Below are 21,456 nucleotides of genomic sequence, written 5' to 3'. Positions count from 1 at the left end.
ATGTTCTGACAGCAACTTCCGGCTGCTGTTGCTGTCGATTGTACGCGCGTGATATGGCGGGGACAACGGGGACACAGGAGATGCCGATGTACAGCCATCCCAACGTGAAGACCGAGCGGGACTTTCCGGTTCCGGAGACGATGAAGGCGTGGGTGCTGGGCGATCCGGGCCAGTTGAGTTTTAGCGAAAAGCCGACGCCGGTGCCGGGTCGGGCGGAAGTGCTGGTGCGGATCGATGCGGTTGCGATTTGTGCGACCGACCTGGAGATCATTTATCATGGTCCGCCGGCGATGATCGAAGGCGGCATGCCGTTCAACAAGCGGTTCACGCCCGGCCACGAATATATGGGCACTGTCGTGGCGCTGGGCGCCGGTGTTGACGAGTACGCGATCGGCGATCGGGTGACGGTCGAGATCCATGCCGGTTGCGGGCAGTGCAAGCGGTGCCGTGAGGGCATGTACACGTCGTGCCATAACTACGGCCTGAACTATGGCGACGTGAACAAGGGCCATCGCGCCAACGGCTTCACCACCGATGGCGGTTTCGCCGAATATGCGGTGAACCATATCAACACGCTGATTCATATCGAGGACAGTATGTCCGATGAAGAGGCGACGCTGGTGGTGACCGCTGGCACCGCGATGTACGGGCTGACCGAACTGGGCGGACTGGTGGCGGGTGAGAGCGTGGTTGTGACCGGGCCTGGGCCAATCGGGCTGATGGCGGTGGCGGTCGCCAAGGCGCTCGGGGCTTCTCCGGTGATCCTGACCGGCACGCGCGACAACCGGTTGAAGATGGGTGTCGAGCTTGGGGCGGATCATGTCGTGAATGCTCGGGTTGAAGATGTGGTTGAGGCGGTGCGCCGGCTGAACGGCGGCAAGGGTGTGGATTATGTGATCGAGTGTTCGGGTGCGCCGAATGCGATCAATGAGGCGGCTTCGATGCTGAACCGCGGCGGGCGGATCTGCCTGGCGGCGTTCCCGCATGACCCGGCGACGATCGATATCGCTAATATCGTTCGCAACAATATCTACCTGTATGGCATTCGCGGCGAGGGCAAAAGTGCGACGCATCGTGCCGAAGCCTTCATGCGGCAGAAGCGGTTCGACGCGACGAAAATCCACACGCACACGTTCCCGCTGGCCGATTTGACGACGGCGCTGCGCTATGCTCGGGAACGCATCGACGATGCGATCAAGGTGGTGGTGAAGGCGAAGGCCGTCGGGCAGTCCCGGATGGCGGCGGAGTAAGCGTCTACTCCGGCCGGATGGTGTTGCGCACGAACAGGCCGCCGGCCGCGATGGCTCGTCTTGCGGCCGAGAGGACCGGGAAGAAGATGTGCCAGATGTGGATCATTTCGGGCCATATCTGCAGATCGACGGGGACATCCGCCGTGCCGGCCTTGCGGGCGAGCGCAATGGAGTCGTCCAGCAAGGTTTCAACCGATCCGACCTGGATCACTAGCGGCGGAAAGCCACGTAAGTCGCCGTGAATCGGTGAGGCATGCGGATGGCGCGGATCGGCGCCGCCGAGATACAATCCGGCCATCATTTGGATCGTGGCCTTCTGCACTGTCGGGTCGGTTTCGGCTCGGTCGATGAAAGATGCGCCTGTGGCCTGCATGTCTACCCAGGGGGAGATGCACCAGCCGCAGCCGGGCAGCGGCAGGCCGGCGTCGCGGGCGGCCAGCATGGCGGCGATCACCAGGCCTCCACCGGCACTGTCGCCGGCGAAGGCTATGTGTTTTGGTTGAAGGCCGCTGTCCAGCATGTAGCGATAGGCTGCGACGGCATCTTCCACCGGCGCGGGGAACGGATGCTCCGGTGCCAGGCGGTAGTCGATTGCGAGTGTCCTGGCGCCAGAGGCCCGGCCGACTTCGGCCGCCAAATGACGGTGGCTGTCCAGTGAGCAGATCACATAGCCGCCACCGTGTAGATACAGGATGGCGTTGGCGGGATCTGCGCTCGGTGTCGAGGTCCATTCCGCCTTGACACCGTTGGCGTTCACCGGCTGCACGGTTACGTCGGCCGCCAAACCGAAGGCCAACCCCCGCGCGTCGGAATCGAGGCGCATCTGGGCGATTTCCGTTGCCCGGGGGCGAGCGGCGATCGTGGCGCGCAGTTTGGCGATTTCGGGGTCGGCCATGGTCGATCCTTTCGTTTGTTACTTTGCGTATTTGCCGCCGATTTGCGGGGTTGGACCTTCCTGGTTCTTCTTCTGCCGGTCGAGGCGGGTTTCGCGTGACCAGGTGCGTTTCAATTCGTCTCGGATATTGAAGCGCAGCTTGCCAAGGCCTTGGGTTTCCAGTTCGACGACGTCGCCATCCATGAAGCTGGACAGGCCGCGATGGTTGGTGCCGGTGGCGAGGATGTCGCCGGGTTCCAACGTGTGGATCGACGTTGCCCATTCGATACAGCGGCCGATGTTGTGGGCCATGTCGTCGGTGTTGAAAGACTGCTTCAGGTCGCCGTTCACCCACAGGTTGATCGGCAGCTTCTGCGGATTGGCGATTTCGTCCTTGGTCACCAGGTACGGGCCGATGGGGGCGAAGGTGTCGCGGGATTTCATCTGGAAGAACACGTTGCCGGCGGGCGGCAGGCCTCGGGCCGATCCATCGATGAAGTTGATGTAGCCGAAGATGTAGTCCATGGCGTCGGCGGCCTTCACGTTGGTCGCTCGCTTGCCGATGACGAGGGCCATTTCGGCTTCGCCCTCGAAGATCGTTGCCGGAACGTCGGGCAGCACCATCGTATCGTTCGGTCCGATGATGGCGGTGGAGGCCTTGTGGAAGGCGTTGATCGGGGCGGGTTTCGCCAGCGTGCCGTCTTCCATGTAGTTCACCGCCATGCAGACGATGTTGCCGGGCTTCGGCAGCGGCGGGCGGATGCGGACACTGGCCAACGGCGTGCCGGAGCCGGTGGCGGCGGCTTCCAGTTTGGATCGGTAGTTGGCGAAATCGGCGATCAAGCTGCTGATCAGGTCGCCGGGGCCAACGTGGCGGATGTCCTTGACCACGGCGGAGACGTCGTGGATCGCATCGCCTTTGACGACGCCCAGTTTGAAATCATCGAAGAATGCCAGTTTCATGACGCGCTCTCCTGCTAACGGTTGTTACCGAGCCAGTCCTCGCATCGAGGCGGGTTGGCCGGGCAGCTTGATGTTGGGTCCGACCTGGGTCGGTTTTCCGTTGTTGATCCGGAATACCTGCAGGTCTTTGTCGACGAAGTTGCCGACGTAGATATAGTCGCTGTTCGGGCTGTAGGCGATGCCTTCCGGCAGCTTGCCCAATGGGGCCTTGCCGGTGACGGTCAGCTTGCCGCCGGGTCCGATCGACATCACGGCCAGTTCGCCGCCCTTGGTCTTGAACCAGTCGCTTTCTTTCGCTCCCGAACCTTCTATCAGCGGCGTGGCGGCCCATTTGCCGTTCGGGGAAATGGCGAAGCCCTCGGGCCCGGTGCCGGGGGACATGATGTTGACGACATGCGGATGAGGGCCGGTTGCTTCGATGATGACCTCGGCGTCGGCGTTGTTTTTCATGGCGCCGGTGTTGGAGGCGATGACGTATTTGCCGTCCGGGGTGATGTCGATGTTGTAAGGATTGAACGCGGACGGGATGTCCAGCGTCTTGTCGTAGGTGACTTTCTGGCCGTCGATGTTGAGGACGGCGATTTTGTTGACCAGGTTCAGGCAGACGAAGGCTCGCGTGCCATCGGGAGTGATGACCACGGCGGCGGCTTCCTGCTCCATCGGGACGTCGCCGAGGGATTTCACGACGCCGTTCTGGATGGACAGAACGGAGACGCTTTTGCCGGCGCGATTGGCTGTTAGGGCGAGATCGCCTTTGTTGGAGATCGCGATGCCGGACGGTTGGGCGCCGACGGTGACGGTGTCGGCGAGTTTCGGTGGGTTGGCGTTCAGATCGATCACGAACAGCTTGTTGTCGGGCGCAGTCTTCCAGGCGTCGCCGTCCTTGTTCATCACAACGGAGTTGGCGATGAGGCCCAGCTTGCCGTCGGACGTGATCTGCAAGTTGGTGGGCGGGCCAAGCAGGGAGTTCATCAGCGGCAGCGATGCGCGGATGCGGGGCTTGGCTGGGTTGGAGACATCCACGACCAGCACGGCATCGTGGCCGGGTTCGGCGTTGACTGAGCCGTTGGGGCCGTAGGCGGCTTTTTCATCCAGGCCGATCAGCATGTCGTGGGTGCTGGCGAGGGCGGGTGTGATGGTCGCAAGTCCACACGTTATCAGCAACGCCGCGCGCATGTTCATGGTTCGTTTCCCCGTGGCTTATCGTTCCGGATAGGGTAGGCGTGTGACGGGGACGGCGCAACCTTGACGCTGGATAGGGCGGGTGCAAGCGTGATGCCCAGGGAGAAAGTCGATGAAATTCGGTGTTTTCTACGAGCATCAGTTGCCCCGTCCGTGGACGGCGACCAGCGAATATGAGTTGTTTCAGAACTCACTGTCCCAGGTCGAGTTGGCGGATAAACTGGGCTATGACTACATGTGGGAAGTCGAGCATCACTTTCTGGAGGAGTATTCGCATTCCTCGGCGCCCGAAGTGTTTCTGGCGGCGGCCAGCCAGCGGACGAAGCGGATCAGGCTGGGGCATGGCATCGTCCAGTTGACCACCAACCAGCCGCATCGGGTGGCGGAGCGGGTGGCGACGCTGGATCAGATCTCCGGCGGGCGGGTGGAACTGGGCATGGGCGAAGGCGCGGGACCGGCGGAGCTGCATCCGTTCGGAACTCGGGTGCGCGACAAGCGGGACCGGTGGGAAGAGGCGGTGCAGGCCATCATCCCGATGTTCACGCATGACAGTTGGGAATTTCACGGCAAGTATCATGACTTTCCGGCTCGGAATGTGGTGCCGAAGCCGTATCAGAAGCCGCATCCCCCGCTGTGGGTCGCGTGCTCCAACATCCGCACGATCGGTGAGGCAGGGCAGTGGGGCATGGGTGCGCTGGGGTTCAGTTTCGTTTCGCCTGATGCGGCGAAGGCGTGGGTGCATAAATATTATAACATGTATTTACATCAGCCTCGGCGGCTGACGGAGTATGCGACCAACCCGAACGTCGCGATCGTGAATGGGTTCATGTGCGCGCCTACGGACGAGGAGGCGCTGGAGAAGGCGGCCGGGTGGACGTTCTTCATTTTCGCGCTGTCGTATTATGGGCGCAAAGGGGTCGATGCGCCGGGCAAGGGCGATTTGTGGCGCGAGTATCAAGATTGGCGGCATACGGAGAAGGCTCAGGCGGCGTTGCGGAATGGGCTGATCGGATCGCCGGAAACCATTCGCAAGCGGCTGCGGCAGTTCGAGGAGGCGCATGTCGATCAGGTGATCCTGCTGAATCAGGCAGGGAAGACCTCGCATCAGGATATTTGTGAGAGCTTGGACCTGTTCGCTCGGGAGGTGATGCCGGAGTTCCATGGGCGGCAGGATCGGCAGGACGCTTGGAAGCAAGATGTGCTGGCGGGGCGGATCGTGCTGGAGGATCTGGATACCGAACGATACGATTTGTACGCGCACCAGAATGAGGATATTGTCCGGATGACTCCCGAACAGCTAAAGCAGCGGATGGCGGAGAAGGAACGGATGGCCGCGGCCGGGAATTAGCGGACATTGAAGACGGAACGGGAGATGTTTTGATGCGCCAGATGGTGATGGTGGGCTTCCTGCAAGCCCAGAACTGTACAAACCTTGTCAGCTCGTGGCGGCATCCGGAGTCGCGTTCGGATTCGACCTCGGCGGACTATTACCAGACCATTGGGCGGGTGCTGGAGGAGGGTAAATTCCACGTTGGTTTTTTTGACGATCGGCTGGCGATGCCGGATCGATACGGCAACGACCATCGGCATACGGTCGAACATGGTATCCGCTGTGTGAAGATGGACCCGGTTACCGTGCTGACTGTCATGGGCATGGCGACTAAGCGGCTTGGTTTGGGTGCGACACGATCGACGACCTATTATGAGCCGTTCGACGTCGCCCGTACGTTTGCGACGCTGGATCTGATGACGGAAGGGCGAGCGGCTTGGAATGTCGTGACGTCGATGAATGATGGCGAAGCGTTGAACATGGGGAAGGACGAGCATCAGGAACACGATTCTCGTTACGATCGCGCCGATGAGTTCATGGAAGTCGTGTTGGGGCATTGGAATAGCTGGGACGACGATGCCATCGTGCATGACAAGACGACCGGTGTGTTTGCGAACCCTGACAAGGTGAGCCGGCTGGATCATAAGGGCGAATGGTTCAAGTCTCGCGGGCCGTTCACGGTGCCTCGGTCGAAGCAGGGGCATCCTGTTATCATTCAAGCGGGGCAGAGCGGCCGCGGCAAGCAGTTTTCGGCACGCTGGGGCGAGTTGGTGTTCGTCAGCACCCCGGTCAATCTGGAGGTGGGGCGGCAGAATTACCGTGAGATGAAGGCCGAGGTGGAGCGTCAGGGTCGCGATCCCTCGCATCTGTCGATCACGCCGTCCGCTTATGTTGTTTGCGCTGAAACGAAGATGGAGGCCGAGGACAAGATGGCCTTGATCGAGACGTTGGCGACTGACGAAGACGCCCTGTCGTTGCTGTCGGAGGCGATGAATTTCGATTTCGCCAGCAAGGGGCTGGATGAACCGTTTTCCGATGAGGAGTTGGATGGGATTTCCGGGACGCAATCGATGCGTGACCGGGTGGTGAAGGCCAGCGGTATTCGCAATCCGACGCCTCGGGATTTTGTGAAATTCAGCCACCGGGCGCGGCCGAATTTGCCGTTCATTGGGGGGCCGAAGGAAGTTGCCGACGGGTTGGAAGAGTGGTTCAGCACTGGCGTGTGTGATGGGTTTGTGATCGCCGCGACGCACGTGCCGGGGACTTATATGGAGTTCGTCAAACATGTCGTGCCGGAGTTGCAACGGCGTGGGTTGTATCACAAGGATTATACGGGTGCGACGTTACGGGAGAATTTGGGGATTCCTATTCCGCGCAGGAGCGTGACATGAAACTCGGGTTGTCGATCGGTTATTCCAAGGCGAAGCTGGATCTGCCGGTGGCCTTGGTTCAGCGGGCCGAGGAACTGGGGTATGATTCGGTCTGGTCGGCCGAGGCTTATGGATCGGATGCGGTGACGCCGCTGGCGTTCCTGGCGGCGGTGACGAAGCGGATCCGGCTGGGCACGGGGATTATGCAATTGGCGGCGCGGACGCCGGCCAATGCGGCGATGTGTGCGGGCACGGTTGATGCGCTGGCTGGTGGTGGGCGGTTTATCGCCGGGTTGGGCGTGTCAGGCCCGCAGATCGTGGAGGGTTGGTATGGGCAGCCGTGGGGACGGCCGTATTACCGGCTGAAGGACTATGTTGCCATCATGCGCAAGATCTTTGCGCGTGAAGAGCCGGTTACGCATGATGGGCGTGAGATCCCCCTGCCCTACACCGGCGATGGCGCCTCCGGTGTTGGCAAGCCGTTGAAATCCATTCTGCATATGAACCCGGAGATTCCGATCTATCTGGCCACGGGCAGTGAATCGACGGTGAAGCTGACAGCGGAAATCGCGGATGGCTGGTTGCCGATGGGGTTCGTGCCCGGCTGTATGGAGGAATACGGCCCCTGGCTGCAGGAAGGTTTCAGGCGGGCCGGCAATGGGAAGAGCCTGAAGGATTTTCATATCCAGGCGTCGATCCATGTGGAAGTCGCCGATGACGTCAAAGGCGCCCTGGCGAAGTTGAAGCCGGAGGTCGCGCTGTATGTCGGTGGCATGGGGCACAAGGATAAGAATTTCCATAAGGACCAGATGATCCGGCGTGGATTCGCCGAGGCCGCGGATCGAATCCAGGAGTTGTATCTGGCGCACCGGAAGGACGAAGCCATTGCCGCGGTTCCGGATGAATGGGTGGACATGAAGTCCCTGGTGGGACCGCCGGCGCGCATTCGCGAACGGTTCCGGGCTTGGGAAGATTCAGGTGCGAATAGTCTGACCGTCCGGTCTCGTCAGTCTGAGGCTATAGAGGTGATGGCACAGGCTGCTCGGTTGAACTGAGGATGGGGGAAACGATGCGCTTTGAGGGCAAAATCGCGCTGATCACGGCGGCGGCTAATGGTATCGGCCGAGCAACGGCGGCGATCATGGCGGCGGAGGGCGCGACGGTGGTTTGCGTTGATAACCACCCGGAACGGCTGGGTTCGGCGGTCGCGGCACTGGGAAAGCAGGCGCATGGGCGGTTGTGTGACGCGTTGGATCAGGGGCAGGTCGATGCCGTTGTTGCCGATGTGGTTCGGGAATTCGGCCGGATCGATATCCTGGTGAATGCCGTGGGCGGCAGCACGATCATTGCCAAGCCTTCGGCGACGGTCGAGGAACATTCGCTGGATGATTGGCAGCGGGTGATCAAGTTCAACCTGGATGGGACGTTCCTGTTTACCCATGCGATCGTGCCGATCATGAAGGGGCAGAAGGCGGGGAAAATCGTCAACCTGGCGTCGATTGCCGGGCGGGGGATGAGTGTTGCCAGCGGGGTGGCCTATGCCGCGGCCAAGGGCGGGATCATTGCGCTGACTCGGAAATTGTCGTTCGAGCTTGGGCCGTTTGGGATCAACATCAATGCGATCGCGCCGAGCCTGACGTTGACGGAGCGGATCAGGCCGCATTGGAACCAGCGGTCGCCGGAGGCTCAGGCAGCGCAGGTCGAGGCGACGCCGTTGCGGCGGGTGGCGGAAGCTTCCGATCAGGCGAAGGTGATCTGTTTTCTGGCGTCCTCGGATGCGGATTTCGTTACGGGGTTGACGATCGATGTGACGGGTGGGCAGTCGGGGTAGGGCCGGTTCCGTGATGGCTGGGAACGGTCATTGTTGTGGTCGGGCGGTCTCTGGGTGCCATGGTTTCGTTTGGGATGTGAAAGGCGTGGATGCCGACCTTCGTCGGCATGACGGGGGGACCTGAGCTGGGTCTTGGCACGACCTTAGGCGCGAGGCGAACTCGCTATTGGCCGAACCGGGGTAGGTGTTCGGCTAGTTCGGCGTAGGCGTCGTCGTCGGTGCGGTCGTAGCGTAGCGGGGTCACGACGATCTTGCCGGCGCGCATGGCGCTGTAGTCGCTTTCTGGGCCTTGCTGGATGTCGCCTCGTTTGAAGTTCAGCCAGTGGTAGGTCATTCCGCGCGGGTCGATCCGGCTGTCTACGTGCATTCCGGCGACTGCGCCTTCGCCTTGGCGGGCCAGGGTCATCGGGCCTACCTCGGCGGCGGGGATGGGGGGGAAGTTGATGTTCAGGACGGCGCTTTTGCCCCATCCCACCGCCAGCAGCTTGCGGATCGTTTCGGCGCCCAATGAGCGCGCCGTGTCCCATGGGACATTGTTGCGGTCCTTGAATGCCTGGCTCAGGGCCAGAGCCGGACAGCCGAGCATCATCGCGGTCATGGCGCCTCCGACGGTGCCGGAGAAGACAGTTTCCATGCCTAGGTTCAGGCCTCGATTGACGCCGGACAGCACCAGTTGTGGCGGGTTGTCCTTCATGATGTGGCACAGGCCGATCGCGGCGCAGTCGCCGGGGGTGCCGGTCACGCCGAAGCGACGGTCACCGCGTTCGCTGATGCGTAGGGCGTGATGCAGGCTGATGGCGTGGGACTGGCCGCTCTGGTCGTGTTCGGGAGCGACGACCCAGACCTCGTGCGCGATTTGGGCGGCGACTTCCTCCAGCACCTGCATGCCGGGCGCGTCTATCCCGTCATCGTTCGTCAGCATGACCCGATCCAGCACTGTGCGCACTCCTTGTTGCCGCCTCTGTTTGGCCCGGTTGCGTCCCGGCGGGCAAGAGGCCAGCATCGGGGAAAGGGAAGGAGATCGTCCATGTTGATCATCGATGCGCAGGTTCATATCTGGGGCAGCGGCAAGCCCAGCGCACATCATCGCCAGACCTCAGTTTACACGGCGGAGGAGCTGATTGCGGAAATGGACGCGGCGGGGGTGAACGGCGCGGTCCTGCATCCGCCGAGTTGGGACGCAAAATCGAACGAAATGGCTGTTGAGGCGGCGGTCAAGTATCCGGATAAGTTCTGCTCGTTGGGGTGGTTTACGTTGAATGATCCGTCGCAACGCAAGCGGATCGAGACGTGGAAACAGCAGCCGGGGATGCTGGGGTTGCGGTGGTCGTTGACTCGGGATGGGCAGGAGACCTGGCATCAGGACGGGACGATGGACTGGCTGTGGCCGGCGGCGGAGAAAGCCGGCACGCCGATCGCGACGATGGCGTGGCGATTCCTGCCGCTATTCAAGCAGATTGCCGAACGGCATCCACATCTGAAGCTGATCGTCGATCACCTGGGGCTGGTGCGGTCGGGACAGGGCCAGGAGGCGTTTGCGACGTTGGATGACCTGCTGCCGTTGGCGAAGCTGCCGAACGTGGCGATCAAGGCGACCGGGGCGCCGGGATACTCGAAAGAGGGGTACCCGTTCCGGGATATCCAGGATGGGCTGCATCGGATTTTCGATGCTTACGGTCCGGATCGGTTCTTCTGGGGCACGGATATTACGCGTATGCCGTGCAGCTATCGGCAGTGCGTTACGTTCTTCACCGAGGAGTTGCCCTGGCTGAAGGGCAAGGACCTGGAGACGGTGATGGGCCAGGGTGTGGTCGACTGGCTGGGGTGGAAGCGGGGGTAGCCTCGCCCGCTTAAGCCCCGTGGATAAGTAAGTGCTTCGACGTTGGCATTACCACCCAATCCCTTCATGACGGACGAAGCCCCGCTATCCACGACTTGCAGAGCGGGCCTTGGAAAAGGCGTGGATGGCGGGCCTTCGCCCGCCATGACGATGAGACGCTGGCGGCTCTCGCCAAGCGGTTCGGTGATTTCGTTGCGAGTCTCTACCAGTCGGTTTTGTAGCCCTGGAACGGGGTGGCGATCCGCTTGATCTCCTGGATTATGTCGGGTGGGACGTCGCCGCCGAAGGATGAGGAGTCCGCTCGCAAGTTCAGGGCGTCGCTGAGGCCGCCGAAACGTTCCTGGATGCGGGTGGCGATGTCCTTGTGCGTGCCGACGGCGGCGAACAGGTGGACGACGTCGTCAGAGACGCGGCTGGCCATTTCGTTCCACTTTCCGGCTTTCGACATGGCGTTCAGTTCGCGGCCCAGATCGCCGTGGCCGTGCAGTTCCAGGACGCCCCAGTAGCCGGGGGTCGAGCCATAGAAGGCTACGCGGCCGCGGACGATCTCGAAGGCTTTTGCGGTTGCTTCCTCGTCCTTGCCGGTGGCGACGAAACCGCCGCCGGTGATTTCGAAATGCTCGCGGGTGCGGCCGGTGCGGGCCATGCCTTCCTGGACGCGGGGGATGATGGCTTCCTCGATGTAGCGGCGGGTGCAGAAGCCGTGCAGGCGGACGCCGTCGGCCACTTCTCCGGCGAGACGCAGGGAGTGTTCGCCCACGGCGGCGAGGGTGATCGGCACCATCTTCTGGCCGGTCGAGGGCGGCATGAAATAAGGCGGCATCAGGGTGAAGGTGTAGTGTTTGCCGCGGAAGTCGAGTTTTTCGCCCTTTTCCCATGTGCTCCAGATGGCTCGTAGGGCCTGCACGTATTCGCGCAGACGGGGGGCCGGCGCGGTCCAGGGGGTGCTGAAGCGCTTTTCGTTGTGCGGGCGGATCTGCGGGCCGATGCCCAGCACGAAGCGGCCGCGGGAGGCGTTCTGTAGATCCCAGCTTGCGTTGGCAACGACCATCGGGCTGCGTGGGAAGGCGATGGCGACGGATGTGCCGAGTTCGACCCGGTCCGTGTTCACGGCGGCGATGGCGTGCGCCAGGAACGGGTCGTGCTTGTTCTCCATGGTCAGCAGGCCGTCGTAGCCGGCTGCCTCGGATGCTTTGGCGGATGCGGCGGTCTGCCGCAGGTCGGCCTGCGGCAGCGTGTTCAGAACGCGCATCGGTCAGCGCCCTGTGAAGACGGGCTTGCGCTTTTCCTTGAATGCCAGGACGGCTTCGCGGTGGTCCTCCATCTGCGAGCAACGGGCCTGGTTGAAGGCTTCGGCGTCCAGCGACGTGGGGAAGTCGGCGGTGTTGGCCACTTCCAGATTCCGTTTGGTGTAGCCCAGGGCGAGATGCGGCATGGCGGCGATCCTTTTCGCCATTGCCATTGTTGTCGTCAGCAGTTCCGCATCGTCGACCACTTTGTTGACCAGACCGATCCGAATGGCTTCCTCGGCATCGATCATGTCGCCGGTGAACATCAGCTCCCGAGCCTTGGCGGTGCCGACGAGATGGGTCAGCGACCAGGTCGTGCCCCAGTCGCCGGACAGGCCGATCTTGATGAAGCCGGCGCCGAAACGGGCCGATCGCGCGGCGATGCGGATGTCGCAGCCGGTCGCCATGCCGAGGCCGGCACCGACGGCAACGCCGTTGATCATGCCGATGATGGGTTTCGGGGTGCGGTGCATCAGCTCCGGCACGCGGCCGGAATGCAGGATGCCGGCGGCGCGTTCCTCGAACACCTTGGCCGACCGGCCGCCCATGGTTTTGACGTCGCCGCCGGCGCAGAAGCCTCGGCCGGCGCCGGTCAGGATGATGCAGCCGATGCCCGGATCGGCACCCAGGCGGGTCAGTGCCTCCACCAATCCGTTGCGGATGTCGTCGGACAGCGCGTTCAGGTTCTCGGGCCGGTTCAAGGTCAGCGTGGCTATGCCGTCTTCGACGGTCTCCAGCAGGTCGGGCATGGACGTTCTCCAGGATGTCAGTCGTGGCCAGCTTGGCGTGACGGGGCGGCGGCTGCAACACTGCATGCCGCATCAAGGGGGGGACCCACCGCATGAGCCTTATCCTGGACACGCGCCTGCGTATCGGCATCCAGACCATTCACCGCCGGACTGAACCGGCGGACAGCCCGTGGTTGCCTCGGATCGACGAACTGGTCGAACTGGTGAGGCTGGTGGACGACAGTGGGTACGACTCGCTGTGGGTGGGCGACCATATCTCCTTCCCCGTCGCGATCTTCGACCCGCTGCTGCAGTTGGCGCAGGCGGCGGTGGTCAGCCGGCGGCTGTTGTTGGGAACTTCGGTGCTGCTGTTGCCGCTGCGGCATCCGACTCCGGTGGCGAAGCAGGTCACCACGTTGGATCATTTGACCGAGGGGCGGTTTATCCTGGGCGTTGGCGTGGGTGGGGAGTTTCCTCGTGAGTATGCTGCCTGCGATGTGCCGCATAACGAGCGCGGGGCTCGGTTGGCCGAGGGGGTGACCGTGTTGCGAAAATTCTTCAGCGGCGAGCCGGTGACGCATCACGGCAAATTCTATGGGCCGTTCGAGGACGTGCCGATGAATCCGCCGCCGCGCCAGGCGGGCGGGCCGCCGATCTGGTTTGCCGGCCGGAAGGAGGCGGCGCAGCGCCGTATCGGGCGGCTGGGGGACGGTTACCTAGCTTATGTGATTTCCCCGGATATGTATCGCGCCTCGCTGGCGACGATCGGCGAAGCGGCGGAACAGGCGGGCCGCGGATCGATCCCGTTTGGGACCGGGCATCTGCTGTTTACACGGTTGGATCACACCTACGAAGAGGCGCTGGACCGAGCGACGGAAACCCTGAGTGTGCGGTATGCCATGGATTTCCGGAAGGCGGCGCAGCGGTACTGCGCGCTAGGGACGCCGGCCATGGTGGCGGAACGCATCCGCGAATTTTACGCCGCCGGGGTGCGGCATGTCGTGCTGGACCTGCTGGGTCCTTATGAACAGAAGGCCGATCAGATCGAATGGTTCGCTCGGGAGGCCATGCCGCTGCTGGCGGATTTGAGCGGAGGTCAATAGAACATAAATGACGGTTGGGCTGATTGTTGTGGGTGCATGAAGACGACGGGTCGGACAGGATCCTCATGGAAGACTTCCGTAACGGGCACTGTCCGGCGACTGGTAATACCAGCCGCCGTTGACGTTGACACATCAGGCTCGTCTTGGGCCGGCGAAGTGCGGGGCATCCGATCCAGCACCTTACTGGGGCGGATAGCCCGGACTGACGCCGGGCCATGACGGATCAAAGGTCGGCTTCAACGGCGGCTGGTATAACGGGGTGCCCTGAAGCAGCCCCTACGTCACATCCCGCCCGCCGAGCGTGCGCTGCTTGAAGTCCTCCGGCACTGCCGCACCAAAGTCGGTGAATGCCCGGCGCACCGCATCCGGTGTCGCGCCGAAAACCTGCTTCCGGTTCTCCCGCGCCCACGCCAGCGAGCCAACTGGGCCTTCCAGCGACGACTGGAACACCGGCATCACGTAGCGGGCGAACAACTCGTAGCTCCGCATCGTCTGTTCCCGCGTCGCCCACTCATGTGCGCGGAACAGGATGCCGCCGAATCCGCCCTGGCTGTACTCCAGCAGGCGGTTGATCCCTTTCGCCACTGTTTCCGGTGAGCCAACGAGCGTGGTTCCCTGCTTTACCCCGTCGCTCAGCGGATCATCGGACCGGCCGGGCGGCCGGCCCAGCGTGTCCTCGAAATAGCTGATCGTCTCGTTGCGCTCGCCCCTGCGGACTTCGTCCAGCGCCTGTTCATCGTCCTCGGCGATATGGGCGTTCACCACGATCCGCCACTTCTTCCGACTGACCGTCTTGCCGTTCTTGGCGGCGTGTTCCTCGGCGATTTTCCACTGGCTGGCCATCGCTTCCGGCCCACCCGGCAATCCCGCACCGATCGACAGCACACCGGTCCCGTGAGTCCCCGCCGCGATCATCCCGAACGGCGTGATCGTGCTGGCCACGGCGATCTCGAAATGCGGGTCGCTGTACGGCGCCAGATGCAGGCGGGCGTCGTTCATCTCGAACCAGTCGGTCTTCATCGTCACCCGGCCGTCCATCTGCAGCAGCCGCATGATCGCGTCCATCGACTCCAGCATGCGCGGCCGTTGCGTCGCTGGCTGGATCCCCAGCATGTAGGCATCGGACGTCAGCGCGCCCGGCCCGCAGCCCAGCATCGCGCGGCCGCGGGTCATGTGATCCAGTTGCACCCAGCGCTGCGCCACCAGGAACGGATGGTGATACGGCAGGCTGGTCACGCCCGATCCCAGCTTGATGTGCTTCGTCTTCTCGGCCGCCGCGGCGATGACCAGTTCCGGCGACGCGATCAATTCCCAGCCGGCCGAGTGATGTTCGCCCACCCAGGCTTCATCATACCCCAGGTAATCCAGCCACTGGATCAGTTCCACGTCGCGCGCGATCGCCAGGGTCGGGTTCTCGCCCAGCCGGTGGAACGGGGCGAGGAAGATACCGAAGGTCAAGCCGCGGTGGGCCATGGGTCATGCTCCAATGATGCTGTCTTCTATGTGCCTCAAATACCCGCCGGTAGCCAAGGGGCGGCCGCGATGGCAGAGTCCGGTCAACCACGGCAAAAGGAGGAAACAGCCATGCGTCTGCAAGACAAGGTCGCCATCATCACCGGTGCCGCATCCGGCATGGGCGCCGCGACCGCTCGGCGTTTCGGGAAGGAAGGCGCGAAAGTCGTCATCGCCGACATGTTGGAGGAAGAAGGCAAGGCGGTTGCCGACAGCGTCAACGCGGCTGGCGGCAAGGCGATGTTCATGGCGTTGAATGTGACCGACGAAGCCGGCTGGAAAACGGTGGTGGACAAGACCGTCGCGGCCTACGGCAAACTGGACATCCTGGTGAACAATGCCGGCATCAGCGGCAGCGCCACCAACGATCTGCTCGATTCCGAGCTGTGGAATCGGGTGATGGCGGTGAACAGCACCGGGGTCTTTCTGGGCACGGCGGCGGCGGTGCGGCAGATGCAGCAGAACGGCGGCGGCTCGATCATCAATCTCTCGTCGATCTCCGGCATCGTCGGCCAGACCATGGTGCATATGAGCTACAATGCCGCGAAAGGTGCGGTGCGGGTCATGACCAAATCCACCGCGGTGCAGTTCGGCAAGGACAATATTCGTTGCAACTCCGTGCATCCGGGATTGATGCCGCCGATGCGCACCTCCGGCGCGACCGCCGATCCGGTCGTCCGCGCGAAAATGCTGCGGGCCGTGCCGCTGGGACGCAATGGCGAGGTGGACGACGTCGCCAACGCCATTCTGTATCTGGCCTCCGATGAGGCGTCCTACGTCACCGGCGCGGAACTTTACGTCGATGGCGGCTATCTGGCGATGTAACCAGCCTCGATGCGGCTGGCACAGGCGGGTCAGTCCGGCCGCTTCCACACGGCGGACGCATAAATGGCGTCCGGGAAATCGGCCTGGATCGTCCCTGTCATCCGCTGCTCGTGGCTGTCGAGGTCAGCCAGGAACAGGTCGCGGCTGATGCGGGCGGTGACCAACGGGATGTCTCGCCGCATGCTGGGGACATCGCCGATCGGCAGGCCGAAGCTGACGAAACCGGCCGGATTGTGGACATGGATGTCGCGTAGATACGGCGCCTGACCGGGTATTTTTTCCAGGTATTCGTGGCCCTGTCCCAGATAGGGATGGCTGCCCAGGAACGGGTCTTCCTCGGTCGCGGGTGGCCGGTATTTGTCGCGCCACAACAGGATGCGGTCCGCGAAACCGGCGATTTCGGGTCGAGCGGAGGGATCGACGAAATAACCCGTGCCGGCGATGACGTGATCGAAACGGAAGGTGCCATCCGCGGCGCGTACCACGATCTGGCCGTCGTCCATGGACGCGTCGTGCCATGGGGCGGCGAGGTGCAAGTGAAAATTCGGGAAGGCAACGGCACGCTGGATCGCATCGACGGTTGGCGTCGATCCGGCGTCGCGGAAGCGGATCGCCTGATGCCAGCGGATCGCGTCGGGCAACTGCCGGTAGTTGTCGTAGGCACCCGGATAGCCGCGCAGGCGGGTAATGGGCACCGATGCGATCGAGGGGCGGCGGGCGAACAAATGCACCGCGGCGGCTCCGTTCTCCAACGCAACCCCGGCGGCGTCGAAGGCGGCGGCCGCGGCGCCGACGACCGAGATCATCTTTCCCTGAAGCGCGGCAAAATCGATGCTGTCATGGGTGTGTGACACGACATTCTTCGGAAGAGCGGCGAGAACCGGCGGGATGTAGGCGCCACCGTTCCCGGTGAAGCCTGTCGCCAGGACGATTTTCCGGGTTGTTTCGACGATGGACCGTCCCTCGATCCGCAGATGCAGGCGGAAGCAGCCGTCGGCCGGTTCGATGCGGATCAAATTCGTGCGGTAGCGAATGGGAATGTTCAGGAAATGCCGATACCAACTCAGGTATTCGGCCCATAGCAACCGTGGGATACGGTCGATCGCGGCATACGCGGCCTGTCCGTGACGGGCTTCATACCAAGCCTGGAAGCTGAGTTCGGGAATGCCCAGCTCCGGACCCGACAGGTTCTTGGGCGTGCGTAACAGGTGCATCCTGGCGGCGGTCAGCCAAATCCCGGCCGTGGTTTCGTCATCCGCCGCATCGATGATCGAAACCTTGCCGACACCGGCTCGGCGTAGGGCGAAAGCCAGCGCGGATCCGGTCTGCCCACCGCCGACCAGCATCACGTTGTGATCGATGCCGGGCCGATCGGGGACCCAGTTTGCCGCGTCGGGGCCGATCAATCGAAGCGCCGTTGCGGCGGCAAAGTCGGGGTTTTCGAAGTCGTTCATGGGTGCACCTGTAAGCGAGTTGCACGGAACGCTATCTCACTTGCCCAGGCACGGGGAAGGCTGATGGTGGCCGATCCAACGCGACGGGCTGCGTGGTGACTCCGGGCGGTCGCGGCGGCGGGCTACTTATTCACAGTTCCTGCACCACTTGGGGGACACGATCCCAATCCGTCCGCTTGCGGTCATGGATGGCCCAAAGCAGACCATTGGAACGAGCAACCGAGGAATACATGATGCCGAACGAGCAAGTCACGATCCGGACGCGCGATGGGAACTGCCCTTGTCATGTCATGATCCCGGCGAGCGACGGGCCATGGCCTGGGGTGATCTTCTATATGGACGCTGGCGGGATACGGCCGGCAGTTCTCGACATGGCGCAGCGGCTCGCGGACGACGGCTACGCCGTGCTGCTGCCAGACCTCTTCTACCGTTACGGTCCCTATGGCCCGTTCGTGCCCAAGGAGGTCTTCGCGGGCGACGTGCGCGCCATCCTGGGTCCGTTGATGGCCACGACCGGCAACGACAAGGCGGTCGAGGACACAGAGGCCTTGCTCGCCTACCTCGACACGCGCGACGATGTTGCGGGCCGCAAGGTCGGCGCGGTCGGCTTCTGCATGGGCGGCGGCATGGCGTTTGCCGCGGCGGCAGCCTACCCTGATCGCTTCGCGGCGGTCGCCAGCTTCCATGGCGGCAATCTCGCGACCGACGCGCCGACAAGCCCGCATCTGGTTGCGCCAAAGATCAAGGCCGAGGTCTATATCGCCGCCGCGGAGAACGACGGCAGCTATCCGCCTGAGATGGCCGAGCAGTTCGAGAAGGTGCTGGCCCAAGGTGGTGTGCGCTACAGCACGGAAGCCTACCCCGCCGCGCACGGCTGGATGAAGCCGGACTTCCCCGTTTACGATCATGCCGCCGCCGAGCGCGGCTGGGTCGCGATGCTCGCGCTCTTCGCTCGGAATTTGCGCCACGGGGGGTGACTGCCACCTTGGGACTTGCGGCAAAATAGCCGAATCGTTTGGCGAGAGCCGCCAGTCCCGCATTGTCATGGCGGGCCTACGCCTGCGATGATGGGATTGGGCGACGGTGCCAACGCCGAAGCACTTGTTTATCCGCGAACCCTAAAGTCCAATTGGGACAGCACGAAACGCCGTCAGACGAACCCGATCGTGGACGAGAACGTCCAGAAGCCTTTATCGCGCGTCGAGAGCAACGCGTTGAAGGCGGGACAGCATCCATGCCGGTATCTTGCTGTGCCGATCTCGCCACGGAAACAGGGCCGCACGACGCGATGGCCGGCTTGCGGCGGCTATCCGATCGAGAAACGCCGGCCTGCCGCCACGGCGGGCAACCGCCAAGGATGCCGAACGTGCGGCGGATTGATGGGTTTCCATCGGCGCGCCAATTTTGCAGCTTGCACAATACGTGCCCCGCGACCGCGTCTCCCGAAAACCGAAGAAACCACGCCGAAGTTTAATAACGGTCTCCAACATCACAGAGCCGCCGCATCGGTTGCATTCCATCGATATTCCCCTAATGTTCCTCGCTGGAAGCTACTTTAGATGGTCATTCGAACAAATCAAGAACTTTTATCGGCCGGCCGCAAACGGCATCCACATGAACGCCAACGAGTGCCGTTATCAGATCGTTGCAGACACACAGGGGGACGGAGTTGCACGGCGTGCGATGGCCAGGGTCTAATCCCAAACGACAAGGTTCCTGGGGAGCGAAACATGAATACGCAGCAGCCGCTACGGCGTGGGTTATTGGCGCTTGGATCCAGCACCATCGCGGGGCTTGTCGCGGCGCCTCGTCCGCTTCAGGCCGCGGCGGGCCAACCGCATGCCGGGATGCAGCGTTCCGCGCGGGCCACGCGAGTCGCGGCGGGACAAGACGCGGACATGGCGAGACACGAAGTCAGGCCAGGCGTCGTCATCGCCTATGCAGACCAGTGGTTCGGCGCGCCGTGGCAGGACGGCGAACCCATTCTTCTGCTGCACGGGGTTGCCGAATCCCATGTCGCCTGGCAGCAGTGGGTGCCGTTTCTCTCGGGGCGGTTCCGCGTGTTGCGGCCGGACCTGCCCGGCTTCGGACAATCGCCGTTGCCGCTCTCCTATGCCTGCACGACGCAAGTGGTCGCCAGCGATTTGATCCGGCTCCTCGATACGCTGAGGATCGAGCATTTTCACCTGGTCGGTGCCAAGATAGGCGGCTCGACCGCCCTGCAACTGGCCGCCGACTATCCCGACCGGGTCAAAACGCTGGCAGTCTTCGGTACCCCTGCGAAAGGAGCACCCGGGGGCAAAGCCGATTTGACCTCGTTCCCGGCGTGGATACGCAGGGACGGCGTCCGTGGCTGGGCCGCGGCGACGATGGCGTCGCGTCTTGGCAGCGATGCCTCACCAGAAATGATGAAGTGGTGGACTGACGAATTGATGGGAAAGGCGAGTCCGGAGGCCTGCATCGGCTACTCCGGCGCCGCGGGTATCATGGACCTCGAACCGTTGCTCGGCCGGATAACGGCGCCGACCCTCGTCGTAACGACTGAAACGAGCCCGTTGCAACCGGTCTCGGCGGCGCGCGCCTATCAGGAGAAGATACCGAAGTCGAAACTGCTGGTGCTGCCTGGAAATTCCTACCACATCGCGGCAGTCCAGCCTGAGGAATGCGCCAAGCAGACGCTGCAGTTCATTGCCAGTACGTGATGCCTTACCTTGCTGCCGCGCCCCTTATGCTCACGAAGCCCGAAGCCAGGCGGATATGGCTTCGAGCGCAGCGGCTGGACGGACCTGCACCGTTTGGGGACGGATCGGAGGCGGTGGCAAAGGCGGTAGACCACCTCGGTTATGTGCAGATCGATACGATCAACGTGATAGAGCGCTGCCATCACCACATTCTATGGACCCGCATTCCGGCCTACCGCCGGCAGCATCTGCATCAGGCGCTGTCGGTGGACAAGACCATCTTCGAATACTGGACACATGCTCTGTCTTACGTGCCGGCCAAGGACATCCGGTTCTTTCTTCCCGCCATGAAGCGCCATCGTCAGTCGCCGAAGACCCAATTCGCCGCGGTCAGCCAAGACGATTTGCGACGCGTTCTGACGCTCATCCGAAATGACGGCGCCCTGTCCATCCGCGACATCGACGATGAGGTGCTGGTCGAGAAAGACCATGCCTGGGCCAGCCGAAAGCCGTCGAAACGGGCCTTGCAACGGGCATTCTACAGCGGCGCGCTGACCATCAGCGCGCGATCCGGCATGGTCAAGACCTACGAACTCATGGACCGGCATTTTGGCTGGAACAGGCGGCCGGACGCCGCCTCCGAACGGCAGGTCCTGGTTTATGTGCTGGATCGGGCGTTGCGATCGCAAGGCGTGGTCAGCCTCGATTCGATCTGTCATCTGGATGCACCCCGAAAGGCCGAGATCCGGCGACTGATCGACGCCCGGGTTCGCCGCAAGGAACTTCTGCCGGTTGCGATAGAGGGGGCCGGGAAGCTGGAGCACTGGGTGCAACCCGAGATGCTGGATACGCCGCCGCCATCCGGCCCGGACAGGGTTCATTTGCTGTCGCCGTTCGACCCGCTGATCATTCAACGGAAACGGTTGCAGTTCTTCTTTGATTACGGACATCGCTTCGAGGCGTACGTCCCTAAAGAGAAACGGTTGCTTGGTTATTTTGCCCTGCCCGTGCTTGATGGCGACGAAATTATCGCCGCCATCGATCTCAAGGCGGATCGTGAGAAGCAGAAACTGCTTGTCCAGCAGTGGACCTGGGTAGGGCGCGGGTCGGTTCGGTCACACAAGGCGCGTGTCGAAGCGGAATTGCACCGTTTCGCGGATTTTCAGTTCGATCGGCAGCGATAGAGTGCAAGCGGCCGCACCATCACCCGCGGCCGGGCGCGAT

Annotated in this window: 19 protein-coding genes; 11 read left to right on the top strand and 8 right to left on the bottom strand. The window is 62.7% G+C overall.

Annotated features, from left to right (window positions below; genetic code table 11):
* Positions 1-86 precede the first annotated feature (86 nt).
* The gene (locus GSQ89_RS14005) at positions 87-1,250 is read left to right on the top strand and encodes a zinc-binding dehydrogenase (protein ID WP_158926107.1); all 1,164 of its coding nucleotides are present in this window, start codon (positions 87-89) and stop codon (positions 1,248-1,250) included.
* A 4-nt stretch (positions 1,251-1,254) separates the two neighbouring features.
* Here the strand turns inward: GSQ89_RS14005 and GSQ89_RS14000 are convergent, their stop codons facing one another.
* Genes GSQ89_RS14000 through GSQ89_RS13990 form a run of 3 tightly spaced genes read right to left on the bottom strand, consistent with a single transcriptional unit; the run spans position 1,255 to position 4,269 of the window.
* Positions 1,255-2,145 carry an alpha/beta hydrolase gene (locus tag GSQ89_RS14000; protein WP_158926104.1) on the bottom strand — a complete coding sequence of 297 codons (891 nt, stop codon included), beginning with the start codon at positions 2,143-2,145 and terminating at the stop codon, positions 1,255-1,257.
* An 18-nt stretch (positions 2,146-2,163) separates the two neighbouring features.
* A complete protein-coding gene (locus GSQ89_RS13995) occupies positions 2,164-3,087 on the bottom strand; it encodes a fumarylacetoacetate hydrolase family protein (RefSeq protein WP_158926102.1) in 924 nt (307 codons plus the stop codon).
* A 24-nt stretch (positions 3,088-3,111) separates the two neighbouring features.
* Positions 3,112-4,269, bottom strand: coding sequence for a YncE family protein (locus GSQ89_RS13990; RefSeq protein WP_158926100.1), 1,158 nt, complete (start codon positions 4,267-4,269; stop codon positions 3,112-3,114).
* Positions 4,270-4,381: 112 nt separating this feature from the next.
* On the opposite strand from GSQ89_RS13990, the gene GSQ89_RS13985 reads away from it, so the two are divergent.
* From GSQ89_RS13985 to GSQ89_RS13970, 4 genes are read left to right on the top strand one after another with little or no spacing between them, the layout of a single operon-like run.
* A complete protein-coding gene (locus GSQ89_RS13985; protein WP_158926098.1) occupies positions 4,382-5,617 on the top strand; it encodes an LLM class flavin-dependent oxidoreductase in 1,236 nt (411 codons plus the stop codon).
* Between the two features lie 32 nt (positions 5,618-5,649).
* Positions 5,650-6,990, top strand: a complete 1,341-nt coding sequence (locus GSQ89_RS13980; RefSeq protein WP_216856157.1) for an LLM class flavin-dependent oxidoreductase — start codon at positions 5,650-5,652, stop codon at positions 6,988-6,990.
* On the top strand, positions 6,987-8,024 hold the full coding sequence (locus GSQ89_RS13975; RefSeq protein WP_158926093.1) for an LLM class F420-dependent oxidoreductase: 1,038 nt from the start codon (positions 6,987-6,989) through the stop codon (positions 8,022-8,024). Before GSQ89_RS13980 ends, GSQ89_RS13975 begins: the two co-directional genes overlap by 4 nt.
* A 14-nt stretch (positions 8,025-8,038) precedes the next feature.
* Positions 8,039-8,800, top strand: coding sequence for an SDR family NAD(P)-dependent oxidoreductase (locus GSQ89_RS13970; RefSeq protein WP_158926091.1), 762 nt, complete (start codon positions 8,039-8,041; stop codon positions 8,798-8,800).
* Positions 8,801-8,963: 163 nt separating this feature from the next.
* Here GSQ89_RS13970 and surE read toward each other — a convergent pair whose 3' ends face one another.
* Entirely contained in the window at positions 8,964-9,722 is a 759-nt protein-coding gene (surE, locus tag GSQ89_RS13965) for a 5'/3'-nucleotidase SurE (protein ID WP_216856156.1), read from the bottom strand.
* Positions 9,723-9,827: 105 nt separating this feature from the next.
* Here surE and GSQ89_RS13960 point away from each other — a divergent pair, with 105 nt between their 5' ends.
* A complete protein-coding gene (locus GSQ89_RS13960; RefSeq protein ID WP_158926086.1) occupies positions 9,828-10,640 on the top strand; it encodes an amidohydrolase in 813 nt (270 codons plus the stop codon).
* A gap of 202 nt (positions 10,641-10,842) precedes the next feature.
* On the opposite strand, the gene GSQ89_RS13955 is transcribed toward GSQ89_RS13960, so the two are convergent.
* Both GSQ89_RS13955 and GSQ89_RS13950 read right to left on the bottom strand, forming a co-directional pair.
* Entirely contained in the window at positions 10,843-11,892 is a 1,050-nt protein-coding gene (locus GSQ89_RS13955; protein WP_158926084.1) for a TIGR03617 family F420-dependent LLM class oxidoreductase, read from the bottom strand.
* A 3-nt stretch (positions 11,893-11,895) separates the two neighbouring features.
* Positions 11,896-12,678 carry an enoyl-CoA hydratase/isomerase family protein gene (locus GSQ89_RS13950; RefSeq protein ID WP_158926082.1) on the bottom strand — a complete coding sequence of 261 codons (783 nt, stop codon included), beginning with the start codon at positions 12,676-12,678 and terminating at the stop codon, positions 11,896-11,898.
* A 92-nt stretch (positions 12,679-12,770) separates the two neighbouring features.
* Between GSQ89_RS13950 and GSQ89_RS13945 the strand changes: the two genes are divergently transcribed.
* Positions 12,771-13,760 carry an LLM class flavin-dependent oxidoreductase gene (locus GSQ89_RS13945; RefSeq protein WP_158926080.1) on the top strand — a complete coding sequence of 330 codons (990 nt, stop codon included), beginning with the start codon at positions 12,771-12,773 and terminating at the stop codon, positions 13,758-13,760.
* Positions 13,761-14,036: 276 nt separating this feature from the next.
* Here GSQ89_RS13945 and GSQ89_RS13940 read toward each other — a convergent pair whose 3' ends face one another.
* On the bottom strand, positions 14,037-15,233 hold the full coding sequence (locus GSQ89_RS13940) for an LLM class flavin-dependent oxidoreductase (protein ID WP_158926078.1): 1,197 nt from the start codon (positions 15,231-15,233) through the stop codon (positions 14,037-14,039).
* A 111-nt stretch (positions 15,234-15,344) separates the two neighbouring features.
* Between GSQ89_RS13940 and GSQ89_RS13935 the strand changes: the two genes are divergently transcribed.
* On the top strand, positions 15,345-16,097 hold the full coding sequence (locus GSQ89_RS13935) for an SDR family NAD(P)-dependent oxidoreductase (protein ID WP_158926076.1): 753 nt from the start codon (positions 15,345-15,347) through the stop codon (positions 16,095-16,097).
* Positions 16,098-16,126: 29 nt separating this feature from the next.
* Here GSQ89_RS13935 and GSQ89_RS13930 read toward each other — a convergent pair whose 3' ends face one another.
* The gene (locus tag GSQ89_RS13930) at positions 16,127-17,551 is read right to left on the bottom strand and encodes an NAD(P)-binding domain-containing protein (protein ID WP_158926074.1); all 1,425 of its coding nucleotides are present in this window, start codon (positions 17,549-17,551) and stop codon (positions 16,127-16,129) included.
* A gap of 233 nt (positions 17,552-17,784) precedes the next feature.
* On the opposite strand from GSQ89_RS13930, the gene GSQ89_RS13925 reads away from it, so the two are divergent.
* From GSQ89_RS13925 to GSQ89_RS13915, 3 genes are all read left to right on the top strand, one after another.
* Positions 17,785-18,528: a dienelactone hydrolase family protein gene (locus GSQ89_RS13925; protein ID WP_158926071.1), complete on the top strand. Its 744-nt coding sequence runs from the start codon at positions 17,785-17,787 to the stop codon at positions 18,526-18,528.
* A gap of 753 nt (positions 18,529-19,281) precedes the next feature.
* The gene (locus tag GSQ89_RS13920) at positions 19,282-20,253 is read left to right on the top strand and encodes an alpha/beta fold hydrolase (protein ID WP_158926069.1); all 972 of its coding nucleotides are present in this window, start codon (positions 19,282-19,284) and stop codon (positions 20,251-20,253) included.
* A 113-nt stretch (positions 20,254-20,366) separates the two neighbouring features.
* Entirely contained in the window at positions 20,367-21,416 is a 1,050-nt protein-coding gene (locus GSQ89_RS13915; protein WP_254073199.1) for a winged helix-turn-helix domain-containing protein, read from the top strand.
* The last annotated feature ends 40 nt before the right edge of the window (positions 21,417-21,456 follow it).

It is taken from the genome of Acidisphaera sp. S103 (genome assembly GCF_009765975.1).
In the GTDB taxonomy this organism is placed as follows: Bacteria; Pseudomonadota; Alphaproteobacteria; order Acetobacterales; family Acetobacteraceae; genus Rhodopila.
Note: the sequence above shows the minus strand (reverse complement) of the source record. Positions and strands in the feature narration are given on the sequence as shown.

Excerpts from the sequence above, each read along its gene's own strand:
- GSQ89_RS14005 (WP_158926107.1), top strand. The coding sequence starts at position 87 with ATGTACAGCCATCCCAACGTGAAGACCGAGCGGGACTTTCCGGTTCCG.
- GSQ89_RS14000 (WP_158926104.1), bottom strand. The coding sequence starts at position 2,145 with ATGGCCGACCCCGAAATCGCCAAACTGCGCGCCACGATCGCCGCTCGC.
- GSQ89_RS13995 (WP_158926102.1), bottom strand. The coding sequence starts at position 3,087 with ATGAAACTGGCATTCTTCGATGATTTCAAACTGGGCGTCGTCAAAGGC.
- GSQ89_RS13990 (WP_158926100.1), bottom strand. The coding sequence starts at position 4,269 with ATGAACATGCGCGCGGCGTTGCTGATAACGTGTGGACTTGCGACCATC.
- GSQ89_RS13985 (WP_158926098.1), top strand. The coding sequence starts at position 4,382 with ATGAAATTCGGTGTTTTCTACGAGCATCAGTTGCCCCGTCCGTGGACG.
- GSQ89_RS13980 (WP_216856157.1), top strand. The coding sequence starts at position 5,650 with ATGCGCCAGATGGTGATGGTGGGCTTCCTGCAAGCCCAGAACTGTACA.
- GSQ89_RS13975 (WP_158926093.1), top strand. The coding sequence starts at position 6,987 with ATGAAACTCGGGTTGTCGATCGGTTATTCCAAGGCGAAGCTGGATCTG.
- GSQ89_RS13970 (WP_158926091.1), top strand. The coding sequence starts at position 8,039 with ATGCGCTTTGAGGGCAAAATCGCGCTGATCACGGCGGCGGCTAATGGT.
- surE (WP_216856156.1), bottom strand. The coding sequence starts at position 9,722 with ATGCTGACGAACGATGACGGGATAGACGCGCCCGGCATGCAGGTGCTG.
- GSQ89_RS13960 (WP_158926086.1), top strand. The coding sequence starts at position 9,828 with ATGTTGATCATCGATGCGCAGGTTCATATCTGGGGCAGCGGCAAGCCC.
- GSQ89_RS13955 (WP_158926084.1), bottom strand. The coding sequence starts at position 11,892 with ATGCGCGTTCTGAACACGCTGCCGCAGGCCGACCTGCGGCAGACCGCC.
- GSQ89_RS13950 (WP_158926082.1), bottom strand. The coding sequence starts at position 12,678 with ATGCCCGACCTGCTGGAGACCGTCGAAGACGGCATAGCCACGCTGACC.
- GSQ89_RS13945 (WP_158926080.1), top strand. The coding sequence starts at position 12,771 with ATGAGCCTTATCCTGGACACGCGCCTGCGTATCGGCATCCAGACCATT.
- GSQ89_RS13940 (WP_158926078.1), bottom strand. The coding sequence starts at position 15,233 with ATGGCCCACCGCGGCTTGACCTTCGGTATCTTCCTCGCCCCGTTCCAC.
- GSQ89_RS13935 (WP_158926076.1), top strand. The coding sequence starts at position 15,345 with ATGCGTCTGCAAGACAAGGTCGCCATCATCACCGGTGCCGCATCCGGC.
- GSQ89_RS13930 (WP_158926074.1), bottom strand. The coding sequence starts at position 17,551 with ATGAACGACTTCGAAAACCCCGACTTTGCCGCCGCAACGGCGCTTCGA.
- GSQ89_RS13925 (WP_158926071.1), top strand. The coding sequence starts at position 17,785 with ATGCCGAACGAGCAAGTCACGATCCGGACGCGCGATGGGAACTGCCCT.
- GSQ89_RS13920 (WP_158926069.1), top strand. The coding sequence starts at position 19,282 with ATGAATACGCAGCAGCCGCTACGGCGTGGGTTATTGGCGCTTGGATCC.